This window comes from Curtobacterium luteum (genome assembly GCF_014646995.1).
Lineage (GTDB): Bacteria > Actinomycetota > Actinomycetes > Actinomycetales > Microbacteriaceae > Curtobacterium > Curtobacterium luteum.
In genome coordinates this window covers 15,516-31,266 of the sequence record NZ_BMOI01000007.1, presented here as the reverse complement: position 1 = coordinate 31,266, position 15,751 = coordinate 15,516, and the positions used below count along the sequence as shown (strand labels likewise).

General features: G+C 71.8%; 18 protein-coding genes and 1 tRNA gene. 11 read left to right on the top strand and 8 right to left on the bottom strand.

The window, feature by feature from the left end; genetic code table 11:
• The first annotated feature begins 183 nt into the window (after positions 1-183).
• Positions 184-768: a CDP-alcohol phosphatidyltransferase family protein gene (locus IEY20_RS09190; RefSeq protein ID WP_022903507.1), complete on the top strand. Its 585-nt coding sequence runs from the start codon at positions 184-186 to the stop codon at positions 766-768.
• Positions 769-944: 176 nt separating this feature from the next.
• On the opposite strand, the gene mscL is transcribed toward IEY20_RS09190, so the two are convergent.
• The 3 genes from mscL to IEY20_RS09175 all read right to left on the bottom strand — a co-directional run bounded on the left by mscL (position 945) and on the right by IEY20_RS09175 (position 2,450).
• Positions 945-1,448, bottom strand: coding sequence for a large conductance mechanosensitive channel protein MscL (mscL, locus tag IEY20_RS09185; RefSeq protein ID WP_188889079.1), 504 nt, complete (start codon positions 1,446-1,448; stop codon positions 945-947).
• A gap of 62 nt (positions 1,449-1,510) precedes the next feature.
• Positions 1,511-1,864 carry an FmdB family zinc ribbon protein gene (locus IEY20_RS09180; RefSeq protein WP_175327335.1) on the bottom strand — a complete coding sequence of 118 codons (354 nt, stop codon included), beginning with the start codon at positions 1,862-1,864 and terminating at the stop codon, positions 1,511-1,513.
• 1 nt (position 1,865) lies between these two features.
• Positions 1,866-2,450 (bottom strand): 5-formyltetrahydrofolate cyclo-ligase, encoded by a 585-nt coding sequence (locus IEY20_RS09175; protein WP_175327334.1) that lies wholly within the window; start codon positions 2,448-2,450, stop codon positions 1,866-1,868.
• A 114-nt stretch (positions 2,451-2,564) separates the two neighbouring features.
• On the opposite strand from IEY20_RS09175, the gene galU reads away from it, so the two are divergent.
• The 5 genes from galU (at position 2,565) to IEY20_RS09150 (ending at position 6,608) form a co-directional block, all read left to right on the top strand.
• The gene (gene galU / locus IEY20_RS09170; protein WP_031273395.1) at positions 2,565-3,455 is read left to right on the top strand and encodes a UTP--glucose-1-phosphate uridylyltransferase GalU; all 891 of its coding nucleotides are present in this window, start codon (positions 2,565-2,567) and stop codon (positions 3,453-3,455) included.
• 70 nt (positions 3,456-3,525) lie between these two features.
• Positions 3,526-4,185 (top strand): GNAT family N-acetyltransferase, encoded by a 660-nt coding sequence (locus tag IEY20_RS09165; protein WP_175327333.1) that lies wholly within the window; start codon positions 3,526-3,528, stop codon positions 4,183-4,185.
• 136 nt (positions 4,186-4,321) lie between these two features.
• Positions 4,322-5,452, top strand: a complete 1,131-nt coding sequence (locus IEY20_RS09160; protein ID WP_188889077.1) for a hypothetical protein — start codon at positions 4,322-4,324, stop codon at positions 5,450-5,452.
• A 77-nt stretch (positions 5,453-5,529) separates the two neighbouring features.
• Positions 5,530-5,605, top strand: a tRNA-Ala gene (locus IEY20_RS09155).
• A 175-nt stretch (positions 5,606-5,780) separates the two neighbouring features.
• Positions 5,781-6,608 (top strand): hypothetical protein, encoded by an 828-nt coding sequence (locus IEY20_RS09150; protein ID WP_031273398.1) that lies wholly within the window; start codon positions 5,781-5,783, stop codon positions 6,606-6,608.
• A 93-nt stretch (positions 6,609-6,701) separates the two neighbouring features.
• Here IEY20_RS09150 and IEY20_RS09145 read toward each other — a convergent pair whose 3' ends face one another.
• Entirely contained in the window at positions 6,702-7,085 is a 384-nt protein-coding gene (locus tag IEY20_RS09145; RefSeq protein WP_175327331.1) for a hypothetical protein, read from the bottom strand.
• A 107-nt stretch (positions 7,086-7,192) separates the two neighbouring features.
• On the opposite strand from IEY20_RS09145, the gene IEY20_RS09140 reads away from it, so the two are divergent.
• Entirely contained in the window at positions 7,193-8,221 is a 1,029-nt protein-coding gene (locus IEY20_RS09140; RefSeq protein WP_022903513.1) for an amidase domain-containing protein, read from the top strand.
• A gap of 330 nt (positions 8,222-8,551) precedes the next feature.
• On the opposite strand, the gene IEY20_RS09135 is transcribed toward IEY20_RS09140, so the two are convergent.
• From IEY20_RS09135 to IEY20_RS09125, 3 genes are all read right to left on the bottom strand, one after another.
• Positions 8,552-9,757, bottom strand: a complete 1,206-nt coding sequence (locus tag IEY20_RS09135) for a mannosyltransferase family protein (protein WP_175327330.1) — start codon at positions 9,755-9,757, stop codon at positions 8,552-8,554.
• Positions 9,758-9,850: 93 nt separating this feature from the next.
• Positions 9,851-11,707, bottom strand: a complete 1,857-nt coding sequence (locus IEY20_RS09130) for a glycoside hydrolase family 2 protein (protein WP_175327329.1) — start codon at positions 11,705-11,707, stop codon at positions 9,851-9,853.
• A gap of 70 nt (positions 11,708-11,777) precedes the next feature.
• Positions 11,778-12,233, bottom strand: coding sequence for a MaoC/PaaZ C-terminal domain-containing protein (locus IEY20_RS09125; RefSeq protein ID WP_175327328.1), 456 nt, complete (start codon positions 12,231-12,233; stop codon positions 11,778-11,780).
• A gap of 115 nt (positions 12,234-12,348) precedes the next feature.
• On the opposite strand from IEY20_RS09125, the gene IEY20_RS09120 reads away from it, so the two are divergent.
• Complete coding sequence (locus IEY20_RS09120; protein ID WP_188889075.1) at positions 12,349-13,596, top strand: phosphotransferase; 1,248 nt, start codon at positions 12,349-12,351, stop codon at positions 13,594-13,596.
• 139 nt (positions 13,597-13,735) lie between these two features.
• Here the strand turns inward: IEY20_RS09120 and IEY20_RS09115 are convergent, their stop codons facing one another.
• The gene (locus IEY20_RS09115) at positions 13,736-14,089 is read right to left on the bottom strand and encodes a DUF1844 domain-containing protein (protein ID WP_058726113.1); all 354 of its coding nucleotides are present in this window, start codon (positions 14,087-14,089) and stop codon (positions 13,736-13,738) included.
• Positions 14,090-14,354: 265 nt separating this feature from the next.
• Here IEY20_RS09115 and infC point away from each other — a divergent pair, with 265 nt between their 5' ends.
• From infC to rplT, 3 genes are all read left to right on the top strand, one after another.
• Positions 14,355-15,014, top strand: a complete 660-nt coding sequence (infC, locus tag IEY20_RS09110) for a translation initiation factor IF-3 (protein ID WP_022903518.1) — start codon at positions 14,355-14,357, stop codon at positions 15,012-15,014.
• A gap of 80 nt (positions 15,015-15,094) precedes the next feature.
• Positions 15,095-15,289 carry a 50S ribosomal protein L35 gene (gene rpmI / locus IEY20_RS09105; protein WP_022903519.1) on the top strand — a complete coding sequence of 65 codons (195 nt, stop codon included), beginning with the start codon at positions 15,095-15,097 and terminating at the stop codon, positions 15,287-15,289.
• Between the two features lie 27 nt (positions 15,290-15,316).
• Positions 15,317-15,700 (top strand): 50S ribosomal protein L20, encoded by a 384-nt coding sequence (gene rplT, locus IEY20_RS09100; RefSeq protein WP_175327326.1) that lies wholly within the window; start codon positions 15,317-15,319, stop codon positions 15,698-15,700.
• Positions 15,701-15,751: the final 51 nt, after the last annotated feature.

Here is a 15,751-nt window from a genome sequence, read left to right as displayed (position 1 = left end):
GACGCGACCGACGAGCAGCCGGGAGGCACGCCCCGCCGCCGCAGGCGCGTCACCACCCAGCCGGTGCCGGGCTACGACCCGGCCGCGCCGCCGGAACCGGCGCGGCACCGCGACGGGGAGAACGACGAGCAGCTCCGACGGGACGTCCCACCGCACTGGTGAGGCCGGGTAGCCTTGCACGCGATGACTGACACCGCGCGACAGCGCCCCGACTGGCAGACGTGGCCGAACCTCATCACGCTGTTCCGCCTGCTGCTGATCCCGGTGTTCGTCGGGCTCGTCGTCGCCCGTCACCCCGGCTGGGCCCTCGTGTCGCTCGTCGTCATCGGGGTGAGCGACTGGGCGGACGGCTTCATCGCCCGCCGCTACGACCAGGGCTCGAAGCTCGGCAAGGCCATCGACCCCGTCGCCGACCGGCTCGCGATCATCGCGATCGTACTGGCACTCGTCCTCACCGGGCTGCTGCCGCTGTTCGTCGTGATCGTCGTCGTCGCGGTCGACCTGGTGCTCGTCGTGCTCTCGAGCGTGCTGTTCCACGGCAACCCGGACCTCGACGTCACGTGGACGGGCAAGATCCGCTCGGCGCTGCTCTTCGTCGGCCTGCCCGTGCTGCTGTTCTCGGCGGTGCACACCGTGGACGAGAACGCGCCGTGGGTGCGAACCGTCGCCCTCGTGTTCGTGTACCTCGGGACCGTCGGGCACGTGCTCGCGGGGGCGCAGTACGCCGTCGCGATGGTCCGGAAGCGCCGCGCGGCCGCCGCAGCCTGAGCCGCCGCGCGGCGGGCGCGAGGCGGCTCGACGGGCGGGTACGCGCCTCGGTGCCGTTCGTCTGCGCACAACCAAAGTCCGTCCGAACCACGTGCAAGGGTGGTTCGGACGGACTTTGGTTGTGCGGTGCGGTGCGGTGCGGTGCGGAGCGGTGCAGTGCTCCGCAGGCGCACCCGCTACAGCTTGGTCGAGCCGGCGATCCCCTGGCCCTCGGGAGCGTCGGACGGCGCCACGTGGGCTCCGCCGCCGGCCGGCAGCGCGGCACCGCCCTGGGAACGGAGCAGGTCGCGGATCTCGAGCAGCACCTCGACGTCCGTCGGCGGGACGTCCTGCGGCGTCTGCTCCTCGTTCTTCTTGACCCGCTCGAACGCCACCTTCTTGAGGTGGTTCACCGGGAGGACGAGCGCGAAGTACACGACAGCCGCGACGATGACGAAGTTGATCACCGCGCCGATGACCGCGCCGAACAGGAGGGTCGCCGGCTTGCCCCCGGCCACGGTCGGGATGTCGACCTTGAGCGCGTCGTCGAGGCTCGACGCGTTGAACACCGCGCCGATCGCCGGGTTGATGATCGAGTTGACGATGACGGTGACGATCGCGGTGAACGCGGCGCCGATGACGACTGCGACGGCCAGGTCGATGACGTTGCCGCGGAGCAGGAACTCCTTGAAGCCCTTCACGTGGGCCTCCTTCCGGGTCGGGGTCGATGGACCCCAACGCTACCGAGGAGGGCGAGCGTTCGTCAGGACGCGGCCGGCTTCTTCGACTCGGACTTCGCCGGAGCGCTCGACGACGAGCCGGACGACGACGAGCCGGAGGAGCCGGACGACGACGAGCCGGAGGACCCGGACGACGACGAGCCGGACGACGACGAACCGGAGTCGGACGAACCGCCGCCGGAGCCACTGCCCGCAGGCTTCGCCCGCGAGTCCGTCCGGTAGAACCCGCCGCCGTTGAACGTCACGCCGACGGGCGAGAACACCTTGCGGAGCGCTCCGCCGCACACCGGGCACTCGGTGAGGGCGTCGTCCGAGAAGGACTGCTTGATGTCGAAGGCGTTGTCGCACTCGGTGCAGCGGTACGAGTAGGTGGGCACGCTAGCTCCGGAAGGTGATGATGCGCGACGGCGTGATGATGCCGTCGACGGGTTCGTCGTGGGGCTCGCGCGGGACCTCCTCGAGGTACTCCGCGTCGAAGATCACAGCATAGACGGGCGGACGGTTCGCCATGGACCCGAGGGTCTTGTCGTAGTAGCCGCGACCCCAGCCCATCCGGACGCCGTCGCGCCCGACCGCCGCAGCCGGGGCGAGGATCGCGTCGACGTCACCGAGCGCGAGCGGGGAGAGCACCTCGCCGACGACCTCCGGCATCCCGAACAGGCCCTCCCGCTCGGAGGCCCCGTCGCCGACCGCCCAGTCGAGCAGGCCGTCCTCGCGGGTGATCGGCAGGAGGACGCGGATGCCCCGCTCGTGCGCCCAGTCGAGGAACGGCCGGACGTCCGGCTCGTCGGGGGCGGAGAGGTACAGCGCGATGGACTCGACCTGCCGTTCCTCCACGAAGCGCTGGAGCGTCCCGGTGAGGGCGGCCCTGTCGGCGTCGCGTTCGGTGGTGGTCCTGGTGCGCCGTCGCTGCCGGAGCTCGGCCCGCAGCGCACGCTTCTCGACACCTCGGTCGGGGATCATGCCGGGGAGTCTACCGAGGGCCCCGTTGCGGCTTCCCGCCGCGGCGCGCGCGATGCCGTGTCCTCCACAGCGACGACATGTGCCTTCCATGGGTCGTCCGGTACGTTCACAGGCATGGGCTTCCAGATTTCGAAAGCCGTGATCCCCGCCGCCGGCCTGGGCACGCGCTTCCTCCCCGCCACCAAGGCGATGCCGAAGGAGATGCTCCCGGTCGTCGACAAGCCGGCCATCCAGTACGTGGTGGAGGAGGCCGTCGACGCCGGGCTGACCGACGTCCTGATGATCACGGGCCGCAACAAGAACGCGCTCGAGAACCACTTCGACCACGTCGCCGAGCTCGAGGAGACCCTGAAGAAGAAAGGCGACCACGAGAAGCTGCAGAAGGTGAACCAGTCCACGGACCTCGCCGACATGCACTACGTCCGCCAGGGCGACCCGCTCGGCCTCGGCCACGCGGTGCTCCGCGCCAAGATGCACGTCGGCCGTGAGCCGTTCGCCGTCCTCCTCGGCGACGACATCATCGACGCCCGCGACCCGCTGCTCAAGCGCATGATCGAGGTCCAGGGTCAGAAGAACGCCACCATCGTCGCGCTGCTCGAGGTCCCCGAGTCGCAGACCCACATGTACGGCATCGCGACGGTCGAGCCGACCGACACCGACGACGTCGTGAAGATCACCGGCCTGGTCGAGAAGCCCCCGCAGGGCGAAGCCCCCTCGAACCTCGCCATCATCGGCCGCTACGTCATCCGCCCCGAGGTCTTCGACGTCCTCGAGAAGCAGGAGCCCGGCAAGGGCGGCGAGATCCAGCTCACCGACGCCCTCATGAAGATGGCCGGCGCCGAGGAATGGACGGGCGGCGTGTACGGCGTCGTGTTCCGTGGACGTCGGTACGACACCGGTGACAAACTCGACTACATCAAGGCGATCGTGCAGCTCGCCTCGGACCGCGATGACCTCGGGCCGGACCTCAAGTCCTGGCTCAAGGAGTTCAACGCGGGCGAATAGTCGACCCGTCGCGGAACGGGTCCGGGGGATTCCCCCGGGCCCGTTCGGCGCATCCGGAGGAACCACACCGATGACGACGATCCCGACCCTGTCCCACGGGCGGGTCACCATCCGGCCGCTCCGGCTCCGGGACACTCGTGACCTCGACGTCGCCCTCGCCTCCAACCGCGGCTGGCTGCGGACGTGGGAGGCCACCAACCCCTCCGGTCACGTCTCGACCGATGTCCGCGGCAGCATCCGTGCCCTGCAGGCGAACGCCCGGGCCGGGCTCGGGCTCCCCTTCGCGATGGAGCTCGACGGTCGGTTCGTCGGCCAGCTCAACGTGTCCGGCATCACCTACGGGTCGCTCGCGAGCGCGTCGATCGGCTACTGGGTCGTCGAGGACGCCGCCGGACACAACGTCACCCCGATCTCGGTCGCCCTCGCCGTCGACCACTGCTTCCGGCAGGTCGGCGTGCACCGCATCGAGATCTGCATCCGCCCCGAGAACGCCCCGAGCCTCCGCGTCGTCGAGAAGCTCGGGTTCCGGTACGAGGGGCTCCGTCGTCGCTACATCCACATCAACGGTGACTGGCGCGACCACTTCTGCTTCGCGCTCGTCGCCGAGGAGGTCCGCGAGGGCGTCCTCGAGCGCTGGGTCCAGGGACGCGTCCCGCCGGGTGTCGGCAGCGTGCCGCTCGCCGCCCGCGACGAAGCCGCGATGCCGATCCACACCACACCCCGCCTCTGATCGGGTCGCCGCCGGTACACAGCCCGGTCTGGTCGGCCTGGAGGCACGGCTCGGCCCCGGCGGATTCGGCCACGACACGCGCAACACGCGTCCGGCAATCACGGACCGCGCGTTCCGCGGCCCCTACCGTTGGCGCATGGCAGGTATCGGCTCCTGGGGCGGCGGCATCGTGCTGCTCCTGGCCGCGGTGCTCTGGCTCGTCTACCTGATGCCCTCGTGGGCGGCGCGACGGCAGTACCTCGCCACCGAGCGGAACGCCATCCGACTGCAGCAGACCCTCCGGATCCTCGCGCAGACTGCCGAGCTGCCGGAAGAGGTCCGTGTCGAGATGAACGCGAAGTCCCTCGCCGAGGCGCAGCGGGTCGCCCGCTCCGAGGAGGCCAAGCGCACCGCGATCGTCCGCGCGCACGAGGCCGCCCGCCAGCGGGAGATCACGCGTCGACTCGCCGAGCAGGCGCCCGTGCTCGAGCGGGCCTCCAGCGTCCCGGCACTCACCGCGATGCGGATGCGCCGATCCCGACTCGGCGCGACGCTGCTCGGCACGCTCGGGCTGGTCGTCGCCCTCGTGGTCCTCGTGGCCGCGCCCGCACTCTGGCTCATCGCCGTGGCCGGACTCGTCGCCGCCGGTGGGTCCGCGGCCGTCCTCGCCCAACTGCACCAGGTCGCGAAAGCACGGAAGGCGCGTGCCGCAGCCGCCGTGCCGGACGCGAGCCGGGCCTCCCGGCCGACGACCGCGTGGGTCGACCCGGCACCGCCGCTCCCCACCGACGCACCGGCGGAGGCCGCGCGCGACCGGGGCTGGACACCGAACCACGTGCCGAAGCCGCTCTACGTCGAGCGCCCGGCCGCGCCGAAGGCGAGCCCGGAGTCGTCCGCGGCGCTGGCCGCGCGGCTCCGCGAGCGTGTCGCCGAGGCGAAGGCCGAGGCCGACGCGGAGGCAGCGGCCATCCGTGCGGGGGAGACCGACCCGTCGCTCGCGACCGTCTCACGGATGCGCCCCGACGTCGAGGAGGCCGCCGCGTCGTTGTCCTCGCACGACCAGGGTCGGCTCGCCGAACGTCTGGGGCTCCGTGCACCGGCGCCCGCACCTGCTTCCGCTTCTGCTTCCGCTTCCGCTTCCGCCGAGTCGGTATCCGAGGCGTCCGTCCCGGCCGCGCCCGTCGAGCCCGCTCCGCCGAGCAAGTGGGCGGGCATGGGCGTCATCGCGGAGGACGACTACCAGCAGGCCGACCTCGACGCGATCATGCGTCGGCGGCGCGCGGTCTGACGTCGGTGCGGCACGCCCGGACCGGCGCGGAGGATTTCTGTTCCCGAGGGCCGTGGTGCTAGGGTTGTCGAGTCCTTGGGGCTATGGCGCAGTTGGTAGCGCGTCTCGTTCGCAATGAGAAGGTCAGGGGTTCGAATCCCCTTAGCTCCACCAGACACGAAGGGCCACCCGATCGGGTGGCCCTTCGTCGTTGCTGCCGGGCGGCCACCCGCCGAGGGTCGTCCGTCGTTCTCCACAGGGGTGGTGCGTCGTGCAACGGGTGCCCCTAGACTCCCCGTGCGCACCGCTGCGCGATGAGGGCCGTCACCGGCCAGACCAGGGGGAGAACATGAATCGTCCACGCCGCTTCATGGCGACGCTCGCGGCCGCGGTGGCCGTCGCCGCCGGGCTCGTCGTCGCCGGCCCGACCGGGACCGCCTCCGCCGCGGTGACCCCGCTGGGCGTCGACATCTCCTGGCCGCAGTGCGACAGTCAGGTGCCGACCGACCAGGCGTTCGCGATCGTCGGAGTGAACGGGTCGCTCGGGAACCAGACGAACCCGTGCCTGGCCGAGCAGCTCGACTGGGCGTCGCAGTCGGTCGGGGGATCTACGCAGCCGAAGACGCAGCTGTACGTGCTGTTCGCGAACCCCGGTCTCAAGGCCTCCGTCTGGCCGACCTCGAACACCTACCAGGGAACGACGCCGACCAACCCGTTCGGGAAGTGCGCCACGAAGAGCGGGAAGAAGCAGCTGACGCTCGCCTGCTCGTACATGTACGGCTACGCCCGGGCATACGACGACGTGACCATCCGGGGTGCCGGACGACCGGCTGCGTACCGGTGGTGGATCGACGTCGAGACGGGCCTGTCGTACCAGTCCGACACCGCGCAGAACCGTGCGGCGATGCAGGGCATGATCACGGGTCTCAAGGCTGGCGGCGTCCGGACCATCGGCCTCTACTCGACCGTCTCGCAGTTCCGGACCATCGCCGGAACAGTGAAGTCGAACAGCCCGCTGTACGGCCGTTCGAACTGGATCGCGATCGGCAAGAGCACCGTCACGAAGGCGCGGAAGGCGTGCTCCGGTACCCCGCTGCCCGGCGGCAAGATCGCCATGGTCCAGGTCGAGGTGGCCTACGGATCGGGCACGATCGACCGGGACGTCTCCTGCAGCTGACGCGCTGACGGACGGGAGGCACGGTGCGGACCCGCACCGTGCCTCCCGTCCGTCATCCCGCGCGGCGCGCTGTCCGTCATCCCGCGCGGTGCGTCAACTCGGCATGCTCGCCATGAGCTCCCCGGCCTGTGCGAACACCGCGTGGATCGCGTTGGCGGCCTCCGTGAAGGCCCGGTTGCTCCGCGCCAGCCCGACCAACGTGCCCGTGACCATCGAGGGTCCCGAACTCTGCAGCAGGCGGACGACGGACCGGCCGTCCCGGGTCACCATCACCTGCACGTCGAGACGGGTGTGGAAGGAGCGGCCGCCCGCCCATGCCCGGAGGAGCAGCGTGAGCGCCAAGCTCCCGCGCGTGGCACGGAGCCCGCCCTGCTCGGCACCGTCGACCGCGTAGCCCAGACGGACGAGTGCGTCCGCGGTCCGGATTCGAGCCGTGCCGGGATCGCTGGCGACGAAGAAGTCGTGGCTCGCGGGCATGCGGGGTCCTCTCGATCGACTGCTCCTGGCTCGATCCTGCCGGTTCGCCGGGCGCGCAGCGGGGCACCGGGCCGTCGGTCGGGGGTGTCGCCTACCCTGGAGGTGTCATGACTGCCTCGTACACCCGCCGCACCCTGTTCTCGCTCGCCGGTGTCGCCGGTGTGGGACTCGCGGTCGCCGCATGCTCGTCCGGCGACCCGGCGAAGCCGTCCGCGACCGGGCGCTCGGGCGGCTCCGCGACACCGACCGCGAAGCCGAAGGCCTCCGGGGTCGAGCCGGCGCAGGTTCCCCTCGCCGGCGGGGTCACGGTGACGGTCAGCGGGGCCGGTCTCGCGGCCGTCAGGGGCGTGACCGTCGGCGGGATCGCAGCACGCGACGTCCGGGCCACCGCGACGAAGGTCACCTTCACCGCGCCGCACCAGGCGATGTACACCGCGGGTGACGCCGACGTTGCACTGTTCACCGAGTCGGTCGAGCCGTCCCCGTCCGTGAACCAGTCCTCCGACGGCAACGGCAGCAACGCCAACGACGGACAGTCCGGCGCGACGCAGGACTCCGCGGGTGCAACGCCGACGCCCACGACCGCGCCGACGCCGGACGCCTCCGCGGCGGTCGCGACGACCTCCCTGGCGTACGCGGCACTCACCGCGGTCGACCGGCAGCTCCAGTACGCGATGCGCTACTGGAAGGACTACAACCTCGCCGAGTACGGCACGATGAACCCGATCGGTGGCGACTGCGCCAACTACGTGAGCCAGACGCTCGTCGCCCGGGGCTGGGAGCAGCGCGACGACTGGTACAGCCGCGACGCCGGGGCCGCGCACTCCGCCACGTGGACGTACTGCCCGGCAATGGACCCGTGGCTGAGCGAGCACGCGTCGGAGTTCGGGCTCACCCGGCGATCGCTCGAGGAGCGCGACAAGGTGCGGGTCGGCGACATCGTGTTCTTCGACTGGAACGACAACGACTCGCCGGACCACACCACGATCGTGTCGGAGGTCTTCACCGAGCCGGACGGCACCGTGCGCATCAAGTCGGCGAGCCACAACCAGGACGGCCCGTACCGCGACCTCGACGAGATGATCACGGTGCAGCACCCGGGCGGCACGGCCTGGTTCCACACCTTCGACGCCTAACGGCAGGCTCATCGGCGGCTAGTCGGCAGACCGACGCGCGGCGCATCGTGCCTGCGCACAACCAAAGTCCGTCCGCACCGGGGAATCGCGTGGTTCGAACGGCCTTTGGTTGTGCGGACGCAGCCAGCACTGCGCACCGCACGGCATGCGCCCGCCGCGCGCCCGCCGCGCTTCCGCGGCCACCGCGCGCGGCGCATCGTGCCTGCGCACAACCAAAGTCCATCCGCACCGGGGAATCGCGTGGTTCGAACGGCCTTTGGTTGTGCGGACGCAGCCAGCACTGCGCACCGCACCGCCCTGCACCGCACCGCCCCGCCCGCCGCTGCGCCGTCAGGGGTACCCGAGGAACCAGAGCAGCACGACCGCGACCGGTTGCAGGCCCATCCCGACGACGAGCCACGTCACCGCCCGCCGCCGCGACCCCACGAACACGCCCGACCCGAGCAGCGGTGCGGTCGGCATGAGCAACCGCGGGAGTGACTGCTGCGGCAGGAACACCGCCACGAGGTACAGCGCGTACGCCGCCGTGAACGACCACACGTCGACGCCCAGCGCCCGCACGCTCCGCCGCCCCCAGAACCAGACGGCCCCGGCGAGCACCGCCACCACGAGCACGATCCCCGCCGGGCCGAGCCACGTCCCGGCCATGGTGAACCAGGGCGTCAACGGGACGAAGTGCTGGCGGCCCACGAACCCGACCCACCACGACAGCTCGGTGTCGAGGTACGCGTCGGGACGCCCGGTCACGCCGGAAGCGATCACCGGCCACGCCAGCCCCGCCGCCGCGACGAGCAACCCGGACACCACGACGACGACCCGGTCACGCCACCGGAAACGCGGCCCGTCCTGCACCCACCGCACGACGAGGTGCACCGCGAGGGCGACGGCGAGTGCCAGCACCCCGGGTTTCGTGAACGCCGCGACGACCCCGAGGGGCGCGACCACCCAGTACCGCCGGCGGACGAGCGCGAGGAGCGCCCCGAAGAGCAGCAGCAGGAACAGGCTCTCGGCGTAGGCGACCTGCAGCAGGAACCCCGTCGGCCCGAAGGCGAACAGCGCCGTCGCCCAGCGGGCCGCCCGGTCGTCGCGGACGGCCCGGACGAGCCGGTACAGGACGACGCACGCCCCGGCACCGGCTGCGGTCGCGACGAGGACCCCGGCCACCCAGAACGAGCCGCCGACGAGCGGCTCCACGGCACGGGCGACCCACGGGAACACCGGCAGGAACGCCCATGCGTTCGGCAGCACGTGCCCGGCCTCGTCGACCGGGATCGTCGCCGGGTAGCCGTGCTCGGCGATGGTGCGGTAGAACGACGCGTCCCACGAGCCGGAGAAGCTGAAGAACGACGGGTCGCGCCGGTACGACGCGAACGGCCAGCCGTTCGCGGTCGCGAGCGCGAAGAGCGTGCCGAGCAGCAGCGTGCTGAACGCACGCGATGCCAGCCACAGCAGGAGGGGAGCGGACCACGTGCTGGGGCGTGCCTCCAGGACGGATCGCAGCCGGGAGGCACGGCTCGCCTCCGCCACGTCGGTCACCGCACGATCCTCCCACGGCGCCGCGGCACGGTCGTCGCCGCCCGTCGGGCGTCCGCCGCCCGTCGGCCGCCCCCGCCCGCCGGGCGGCCGCGGTCACCGTCCGGTGACCGCCCGCCGGATCTGCTCGATCGGCACCTTCGGCGTGCGGTCGGCGTTCAGCAGTCCGTTCGTCTCCTGCATCGTGTCGGTGAGCTGCGTGTAGCACGAGCCGGCGAGGAACGTGCTGGCGCGGATCGCGTCGTAGAGCCCCGTGATGCGGGCGATCCAGTCGTCGCCGTCGGACGCCGACGTGTAGCCCCACCCGTCCTCCCGCTGGATCCCGGGCTGGTAGTTCACGCCGCCGAACTCGGTGAGCATCACGGGCTGCCCCTCGTCGACCGCCCCGCCGACGAGGATCCGCCGGTCCGCCGGACCCGTCCCGCGCAACAGGGCCGCGCGGGCGCCGTCGTCGGCGTAGGTGCGGGCCAGCACGGCGCCGTCGCCCTCGTAGTCGTGGATCGTGATGATGTCCGACGCGGGGTGCTCCCAGCCGTCGTTCGAGATCACGGGTCGGGTGGGGTCGAGCGCGCGGGCGACGTCGGCGAGCGCACGGGCGTACGCCTGCTGCGCGGGGTCGACGGCGATGTGCTGCACGCCCCAGCTCTCGTTCGCGGGCACCCAGGTCACGATCGACGGGTGGGAGGCATCGCGCTCGACGGCGTCCATCCACTCCCGCACGAGCCGCTGCACCGCGAGCGGGGAGAACGCGTACGCGCCGGGCATCTCGCCCCACACGAGCAGCCCGAGCTTGTCCGCCCACCAGAGGAAGCGCGGGTCCTCGACCTTCTGGTGGTTGCGCGCGGCGTTGAAGCCGAGCTCCTTGATGAGCTCGACCTCGCGGCGGAGGGCCGCACGCGACGGCGCGGCGAGGTGCGACTCGGGCCAGTAGCCCTGGTTGAGGACGCTGCGCACGTCGTACGAACGGCCGTTCAGCAGGAACGCCCCCTGCCCGGTGCCCGCCGTGCGGAGCCCGAAGTAGCTCGCGACCGCGTCCACCGCCGAGCCGTCGGCGTCGAGCAGGCTGACGGTGGCATCGACGAGCCGCGGGGTCTCGGGCGTCCAGACGAGCTCGTCCTCGGCCTGCCCGTTGGTCTGCCGGGTGATCGGCAGCACGACGTCGACCTCGCTGTCGATCGCGCTCGACCGTCCGACGTCCGGCAGGTTCGTCTCGACGGTGGCGAGGTGCTCCTCGGCCCACCGCGCCTCGACGCGGAGGCGCTCGCCGCCGGATCGGACGCCGGCGAGCCGGACGGTGAGCCGGACCGTGGCGTGGTCGACGTTCGTCCACCGCAGGGCCGCGATCGACACGGTCGGCACGGCTTCGAGCCAGACCGTCTGCCAGATGCCCGTGGTCCGGCGGTACCAGATGGCGTGCGGTTCCTCGTGCCAGTCCTGCTTGCCGCGGGGCTGCGTGACGTCGAGCGGGTCGTCCTCGGCCCGGACGACGAGGGTGTGCGCGGCTTCCGGGTCGGCCCCCAGCGCCTCGGTCACGTCGAACGAGAAGGGGGTGTGCCCGCCCTCGTGCTCGCCCACGAACTGCCCGTCGATCCAGACCCGAGCGCGGTGGTCGACCGCGCCGAAGTGCAGCACCAGACGCGGCTGCGACGGGGAGTACCCGGCCGCCGCGAGGTCGTCGGCCGTGAGTTCCCGCGCGTACCAGACGACGGGGTGGAAGCCCGGCTCGCCGATGCCCGAGGCGACCGACTCCGGCGGGAACGGCACGGTGATGTCCCGCGCGTCCGGGAACCCGCCACGCCACGCGGGGTCGTCCCCGTCGTTCCGGAACGACCACGTCCCGTCGAGGTCGGCCCATGCGGACCGCAGGAGTTGCGGGCGCGGGTACGTGCCGTCCTGCTCGGTCGCGACGGGGAGGGCGGTGGGGGCGGCGTCGTTGCCGGCGAGCGTGCTCATGCGTCCATGCTGGACCGTCGCGTACATCGTTGTAAAGAGGGCGCGGTCGAGGATCGGGAGCACGCCGCCTTCAGACGATGGCAGCGTCACGCGTCAGGACCATCACGTCCATGCGTCCCTGCTGCACGACCTCGCCGCGCTGGTTGCGCAGCGTGACCGTCCGTTCGACGATGCCCGTCGTCCCGGAGCTCGTCAGCCGCGTCGAGAGGATCTCCACCTCGCAGGTGACGGTGTCGCCGATGAACACCGGGGCGACGAAGCGCCACCGGTCGATGCCGAGCAGCGCCACGGCCGAGCCCTCGAAGACCCCGGTCCGCGCGATGAGCCCGAGGCACAGCGACGTGCCGAGCAGGCCGTGCACGATCCGCTGCCCGTAGCGGGTCCGTGCGGCGAACTCGACGTCGGTGTGCACCTGGTTGTTGTCGTTCGTCCACGAGGCGAAGGAGACGACGTCGGCCTCCGTGATCGTGCGCCCGGGGGTGGTGAAGGTCTGTCCGGCGGCGAGGTCCTCGAGGTAGTGCGGCACCGTGCCATCCTCGCACCGCACGGATCCACCCCGCCCACGGGCAGGAGCGGTCCCGGCACCGCGACTGCACCCCCGTCCCCCACCTCCCCAGCGCCGGGCGCGTAGCCTCCGCGGCATGAGCGACGCTCCGACCGACCACGACCTCGCCCCGTGGATCGCCGCACAGCGCTGGTACGCCGCCAAGGGCGGTTCGGGCCCGACCCTCCGGACGCTGTCGACCGATGACGACACCCGGCTGGTGCTCGACGACGCAGCCACGGGGGCGGTCCTCTACCAGGCACCCGTCGTGGTCCGGGACGGCACCGTGACCGACGCCACCGGCGACCTCGACTGGGTCCGCGGACTCGCCGCCCGGATCGACGCCGACCCGGAGTCGCTCCGACCGATCGGCACCGTGACGGCCGCCCGGGTGCTCTCCGGCGAGCAGTCGAACACCTCGGTCATCTGCGACACCGAGGCCGGCGAGCAGGTCATCGTGAAGGTGTTCCGCGTCCTGCACCACGGCGACAACCCCGACGTGACCACCCAGCTGGCCCTCTCGGCCGCGGGCAGCAGCCGGGTGCCGGCGGTGTACGGGGCGCTCCGGGGCAGCTGGCCGGACAGCGGGCGCCGGGAGGGCACCGCCTCCGGACACCTCGCCGTCGCGCAGGAGTTCCTGCCGGGGACCCGCGACGCCTGGCGCGTGGCCCTCGACGACGCCCGCGCCGGCGTGGCGTTCGCCGACGACGCGCGGCGGCTCGGGTCGGCGCTCGCCGAGGTGCACCGCACGCTGGCCGAGGTCCTGCCGACCACCCCGGCGACCGACGAGCGCCGTCGGGAGGCCCTCGCGACGATGCACGCCCGGCTCGCCGCGGCGGAGCGCGAGGCGCCCGCGGTGGCGGAGCACGCGGAGGCCGTCCGGGCCGTGTACGCACGCGCAGCCGAGGCCGTGTGGCCCGACCTGCAGCGCGTCCACGGCGACCTGCACCTCGGACAGGTGCTCGCCGTGCCGGGGGAGCGTGGCTGGGTCTTCCTGGACTTCGAGGGTGAGCCGCTCCGCCCCCTGACCGAACGCTCCGTCCCCGACGTCCCCCTGCGCGACGTCGCCGGGATGCTGCGGTCCTTCGACTACGTCGCCGGTGCGCTCGCCCGCGACGCCGACCCGGTCGACACCGGCACCTGGGCGCACGACGCGCGCGTGGCGTTCCTCGCCGGGTACGAGGAGGGGATCGACGCGGACCTCCACGCGCACCGCGAGGTCCTCGACGCGTTCGAGCTCGACAAGGCCGTGTACGAGGTCGTCTACGAGACGCGGAACCGCCCGGACTGGGTGGCCATCCCGCTGGCGGCCGTCTCGCGGCTCGCGGCGCGCAGCGCCGCCTGACGGGCCCGCGCGCACACCGTGGGCTGACGGGACCGCCCGCCCCGCGTGGGCTGCCGCGGCCACGTGACGGCCGGGAGGCCCGTGGCGGCGCCGCCACGGGCCTCCCGGCCGTCGTCGGGCCGCGTCCGCGACCCGCGGGTCAGTTGACGGGGCCGGTGTACTTCTCCCCGGGGCCCTTGCCCGGGGCGTCAGGGATCGACGAGGCCTCGCGGAACGCGAGCTGCACCGACCGGAGCCCGTCGCGCAGCGGCCGGGCGTGGTGGTCGCCGATCTCCGTCGCGGCCGCCGTGACCAGGCCGGCGAGCGCGGTGATGAGCTTCCGGGCCTCGTCGAGGTCGGTCTGCTCCTGGGGGTCGTCGGCCAGCCCGACCTTGACGGCGGCGGCGCTGAGCAGGTGCACCGCGACGGTGTTGATGAGCTCGACGGCCGGCACCTCGGCGATGTCGCGGGCCTCGTCGGCGCCGGTGGGCTCGTTCGGCGGGGTGTCGGTCACGGTGCTCCTCTGCTAGACTCTGTCGCGGCAGATGCATCCGTGCGCCTTCGGGCGGTCGGACTCATCGTGAAAGAGGAGTCTCTCCCACCCGCGGCCGTGCACCACCAGGCTACCGGGTCCCAACCGCTCCGCCGGCGTCCGCGCCGGTCGACCAGACCTGCGGGTCCGGTGTCGGGCGGCTGTCGAGCGGGTCGTGATCCGTGCGTCAGAACTCCTCTCTCGTGCCGTCGTCCAGGGCAGATGTCCCGGACGGCAGACCACCTGATTGAAGGAGCTCCGCATCACCGATCCCCGCACCAACGACCGAATCCGCGTTCCCGAGGTCCGACTCGTCGGCCCCCAGGGTGAGCAGGTCGGCGTTGTCCCGATCGCCATGGCCCTGCGTCTCGCGCAGGAAGCCGAACTGGATCTGGTCGAGGTCGCCCCGAACTCGAAGCCGCCCGTGGCCAAGATCATGGACTACGGCAAGTTCAAGTACGAGGCTGCGCAGAAGGCCAAGGAAGCGCGTCGCAACCAGGTGAACACGGACCTGAAGGAGGTCCGGTTCCGCCTGAAGATCGACAAGCACGACTACGAGACCAAGCGCAAGCGCGCCGAGGGCTTCCTCCTCGGTGGCGACAAGGTGAAGGCCATGATCCTCTTCCGTGGTCGCGAGCAGTCGCGTCCGGAGCAGGGCGTCCGCCTCCTGCAGCGGTTCGCCGAGGAGATCGCCGAGTTCGGCGTCGTCGAGTCCCGTCCGACCCAGGACGGCCGCAACATGACGATGATCATCGCTCCGCTGAAGAACAAGTCCGACGTCAAGGGCGAGCAGAACGCCAAGCGTGCTGCGCAGAAGGCCGAGCGTCGCGCATCGGAGCACGCTGCGAAGTCCGGCGACGAGACCCCCGCCGCCGGCTCCGAGCAGCAGGCCGCACCGGCCGAGTAGGTCCTCGCGACCGACCCCGCGCAGTGCGCACCACCGCAACGGCGCGGCCCCCAATCCCCATCCCACGGAAAGGCACCTCCATGCCCAAGCAGAAGACCCACTCCGGGTCGAAGAAGCGCTTCAAGGTCACCGGCAGCGGCAAGATCATGAAGCAGCAGGCCGGTATGCGTCACAACCTCGAGGTCAAGAGCGCCAAGCGCAAGGCCCGCCTCAACGAGGACCAGGTCCTCGCGAAGGCCGACGCGAAGAACGTCAAGAAGCTTCTCGGCCACTGAGCCGGCGGAACGTAAAGGAATAGATCAATGGCACGAGTAAAGAGGGCGGTCAACGCCGCCAAGAAGCGCCGCGTCGTTCTCGAGCGCGCCGAGGGCTACCGCGGTCAGCGTTCGCGTCTGTACCGCAAGGCGAAGGAGCAGGTCACCCACTCCCTCGTCTACGCCTACCGGGACCGTCACGTCAAGAAGGGCGAGTTCCGTCGCCTCTGGATCCAGCGCATCAACGCTGCGTCGCGTGCGAACGGCCTGACCTACAACCGCCTCATCCAGGGCCTCGGCCTCGCCGGTGTCGAGGTCGACCGTCGCATCCTCGCGGACCTCGCGGTGAACAACCCCGAGACGTTCGCGGCGCTCGTCGAGACCGCCAAGAAGGCCCTGCCGGCCGACACCTCGGCCCCGAAGGCCGCGTAGTCACGCCTGCTGCACCCGAAGCCCCCGTTCCGTCCGCGGAGCGGGGGCTTC

Bases quoted from the DNA above. Each gene is read 5' to 3' on its own strand.
- IEY20_RS09190 (WP_022903507.1), top strand. From the start codon at position 184: ATGACTGACACCGCGCGACAGCGCCCCGACTGGCAGACGTGGCCGAAC.
- IEY20_RS09175 (WP_175327334.1), bottom strand. From the start codon at position 2,450: ATGATCCCCGACCGAGGTGTCGAGAAGCGTGCGCTGCGGGCCGAGCTC.
- galU (WP_031273395.1), top strand. From the start codon at position 2,565: ATGGGCTTCCAGATTTCGAAAGCCGTGATCCCCGCCGCCGGCCTGGGC.
- IEY20_RS09165 (WP_175327333.1), top strand. From the start codon at position 3,526: ATGACGACGATCCCGACCCTGTCCCACGGGCGGGTCACCATCCGGCCG.
- IEY20_RS09160 (WP_188889077.1), top strand. From the start codon at position 4,322: ATGGCAGGTATCGGCTCCTGGGGCGGCGGCATCGTGCTGCTCCTGGCC.
- IEY20_RS09150 (WP_031273398.1), top strand. From the start codon at position 5,781: ATGAATCGTCCACGCCGCTTCATGGCGACGCTCGCGGCCGCGGTGGCC.
- IEY20_RS09145 (WP_175327331.1), bottom strand. From the start codon at position 7,085: ATGCCCGCGAGCCACGACTTCTTCGTCGCCAGCGATCCCGGCACGGCT.
- IEY20_RS09140 (WP_022903513.1), top strand. From the start codon at position 7,193: ATGACTGCCTCGTACACCCGCCGCACCCTGTTCTCGCTCGCCGGTGTC.
- IEY20_RS09130 (WP_175327329.1), bottom strand. From the start codon at position 11,707: ATGAGCACGCTCGCCGGCAACGACGCCGCCCCCACCGCCCTCCCCGTC.
- IEY20_RS09120 (WP_188889075.1), top strand. From the start codon at position 12,349: ATGAGCGACGCTCCGACCGACCACGACCTCGCCCCGTGGATCGCCGCA.
- rpmI (WP_022903519.1), top strand. From the start codon at position 15,095: ATGCCCAAGCAGAAGACCCACTCCGGGTCGAAGAAGCGCTTCAAGGTC.
- rplT (WP_175327326.1), top strand. From the start codon at position 15,317: ATGGCACGAGTAAAGAGGGCGGTCAACGCCGCCAAGAAGCGCCGCGTC.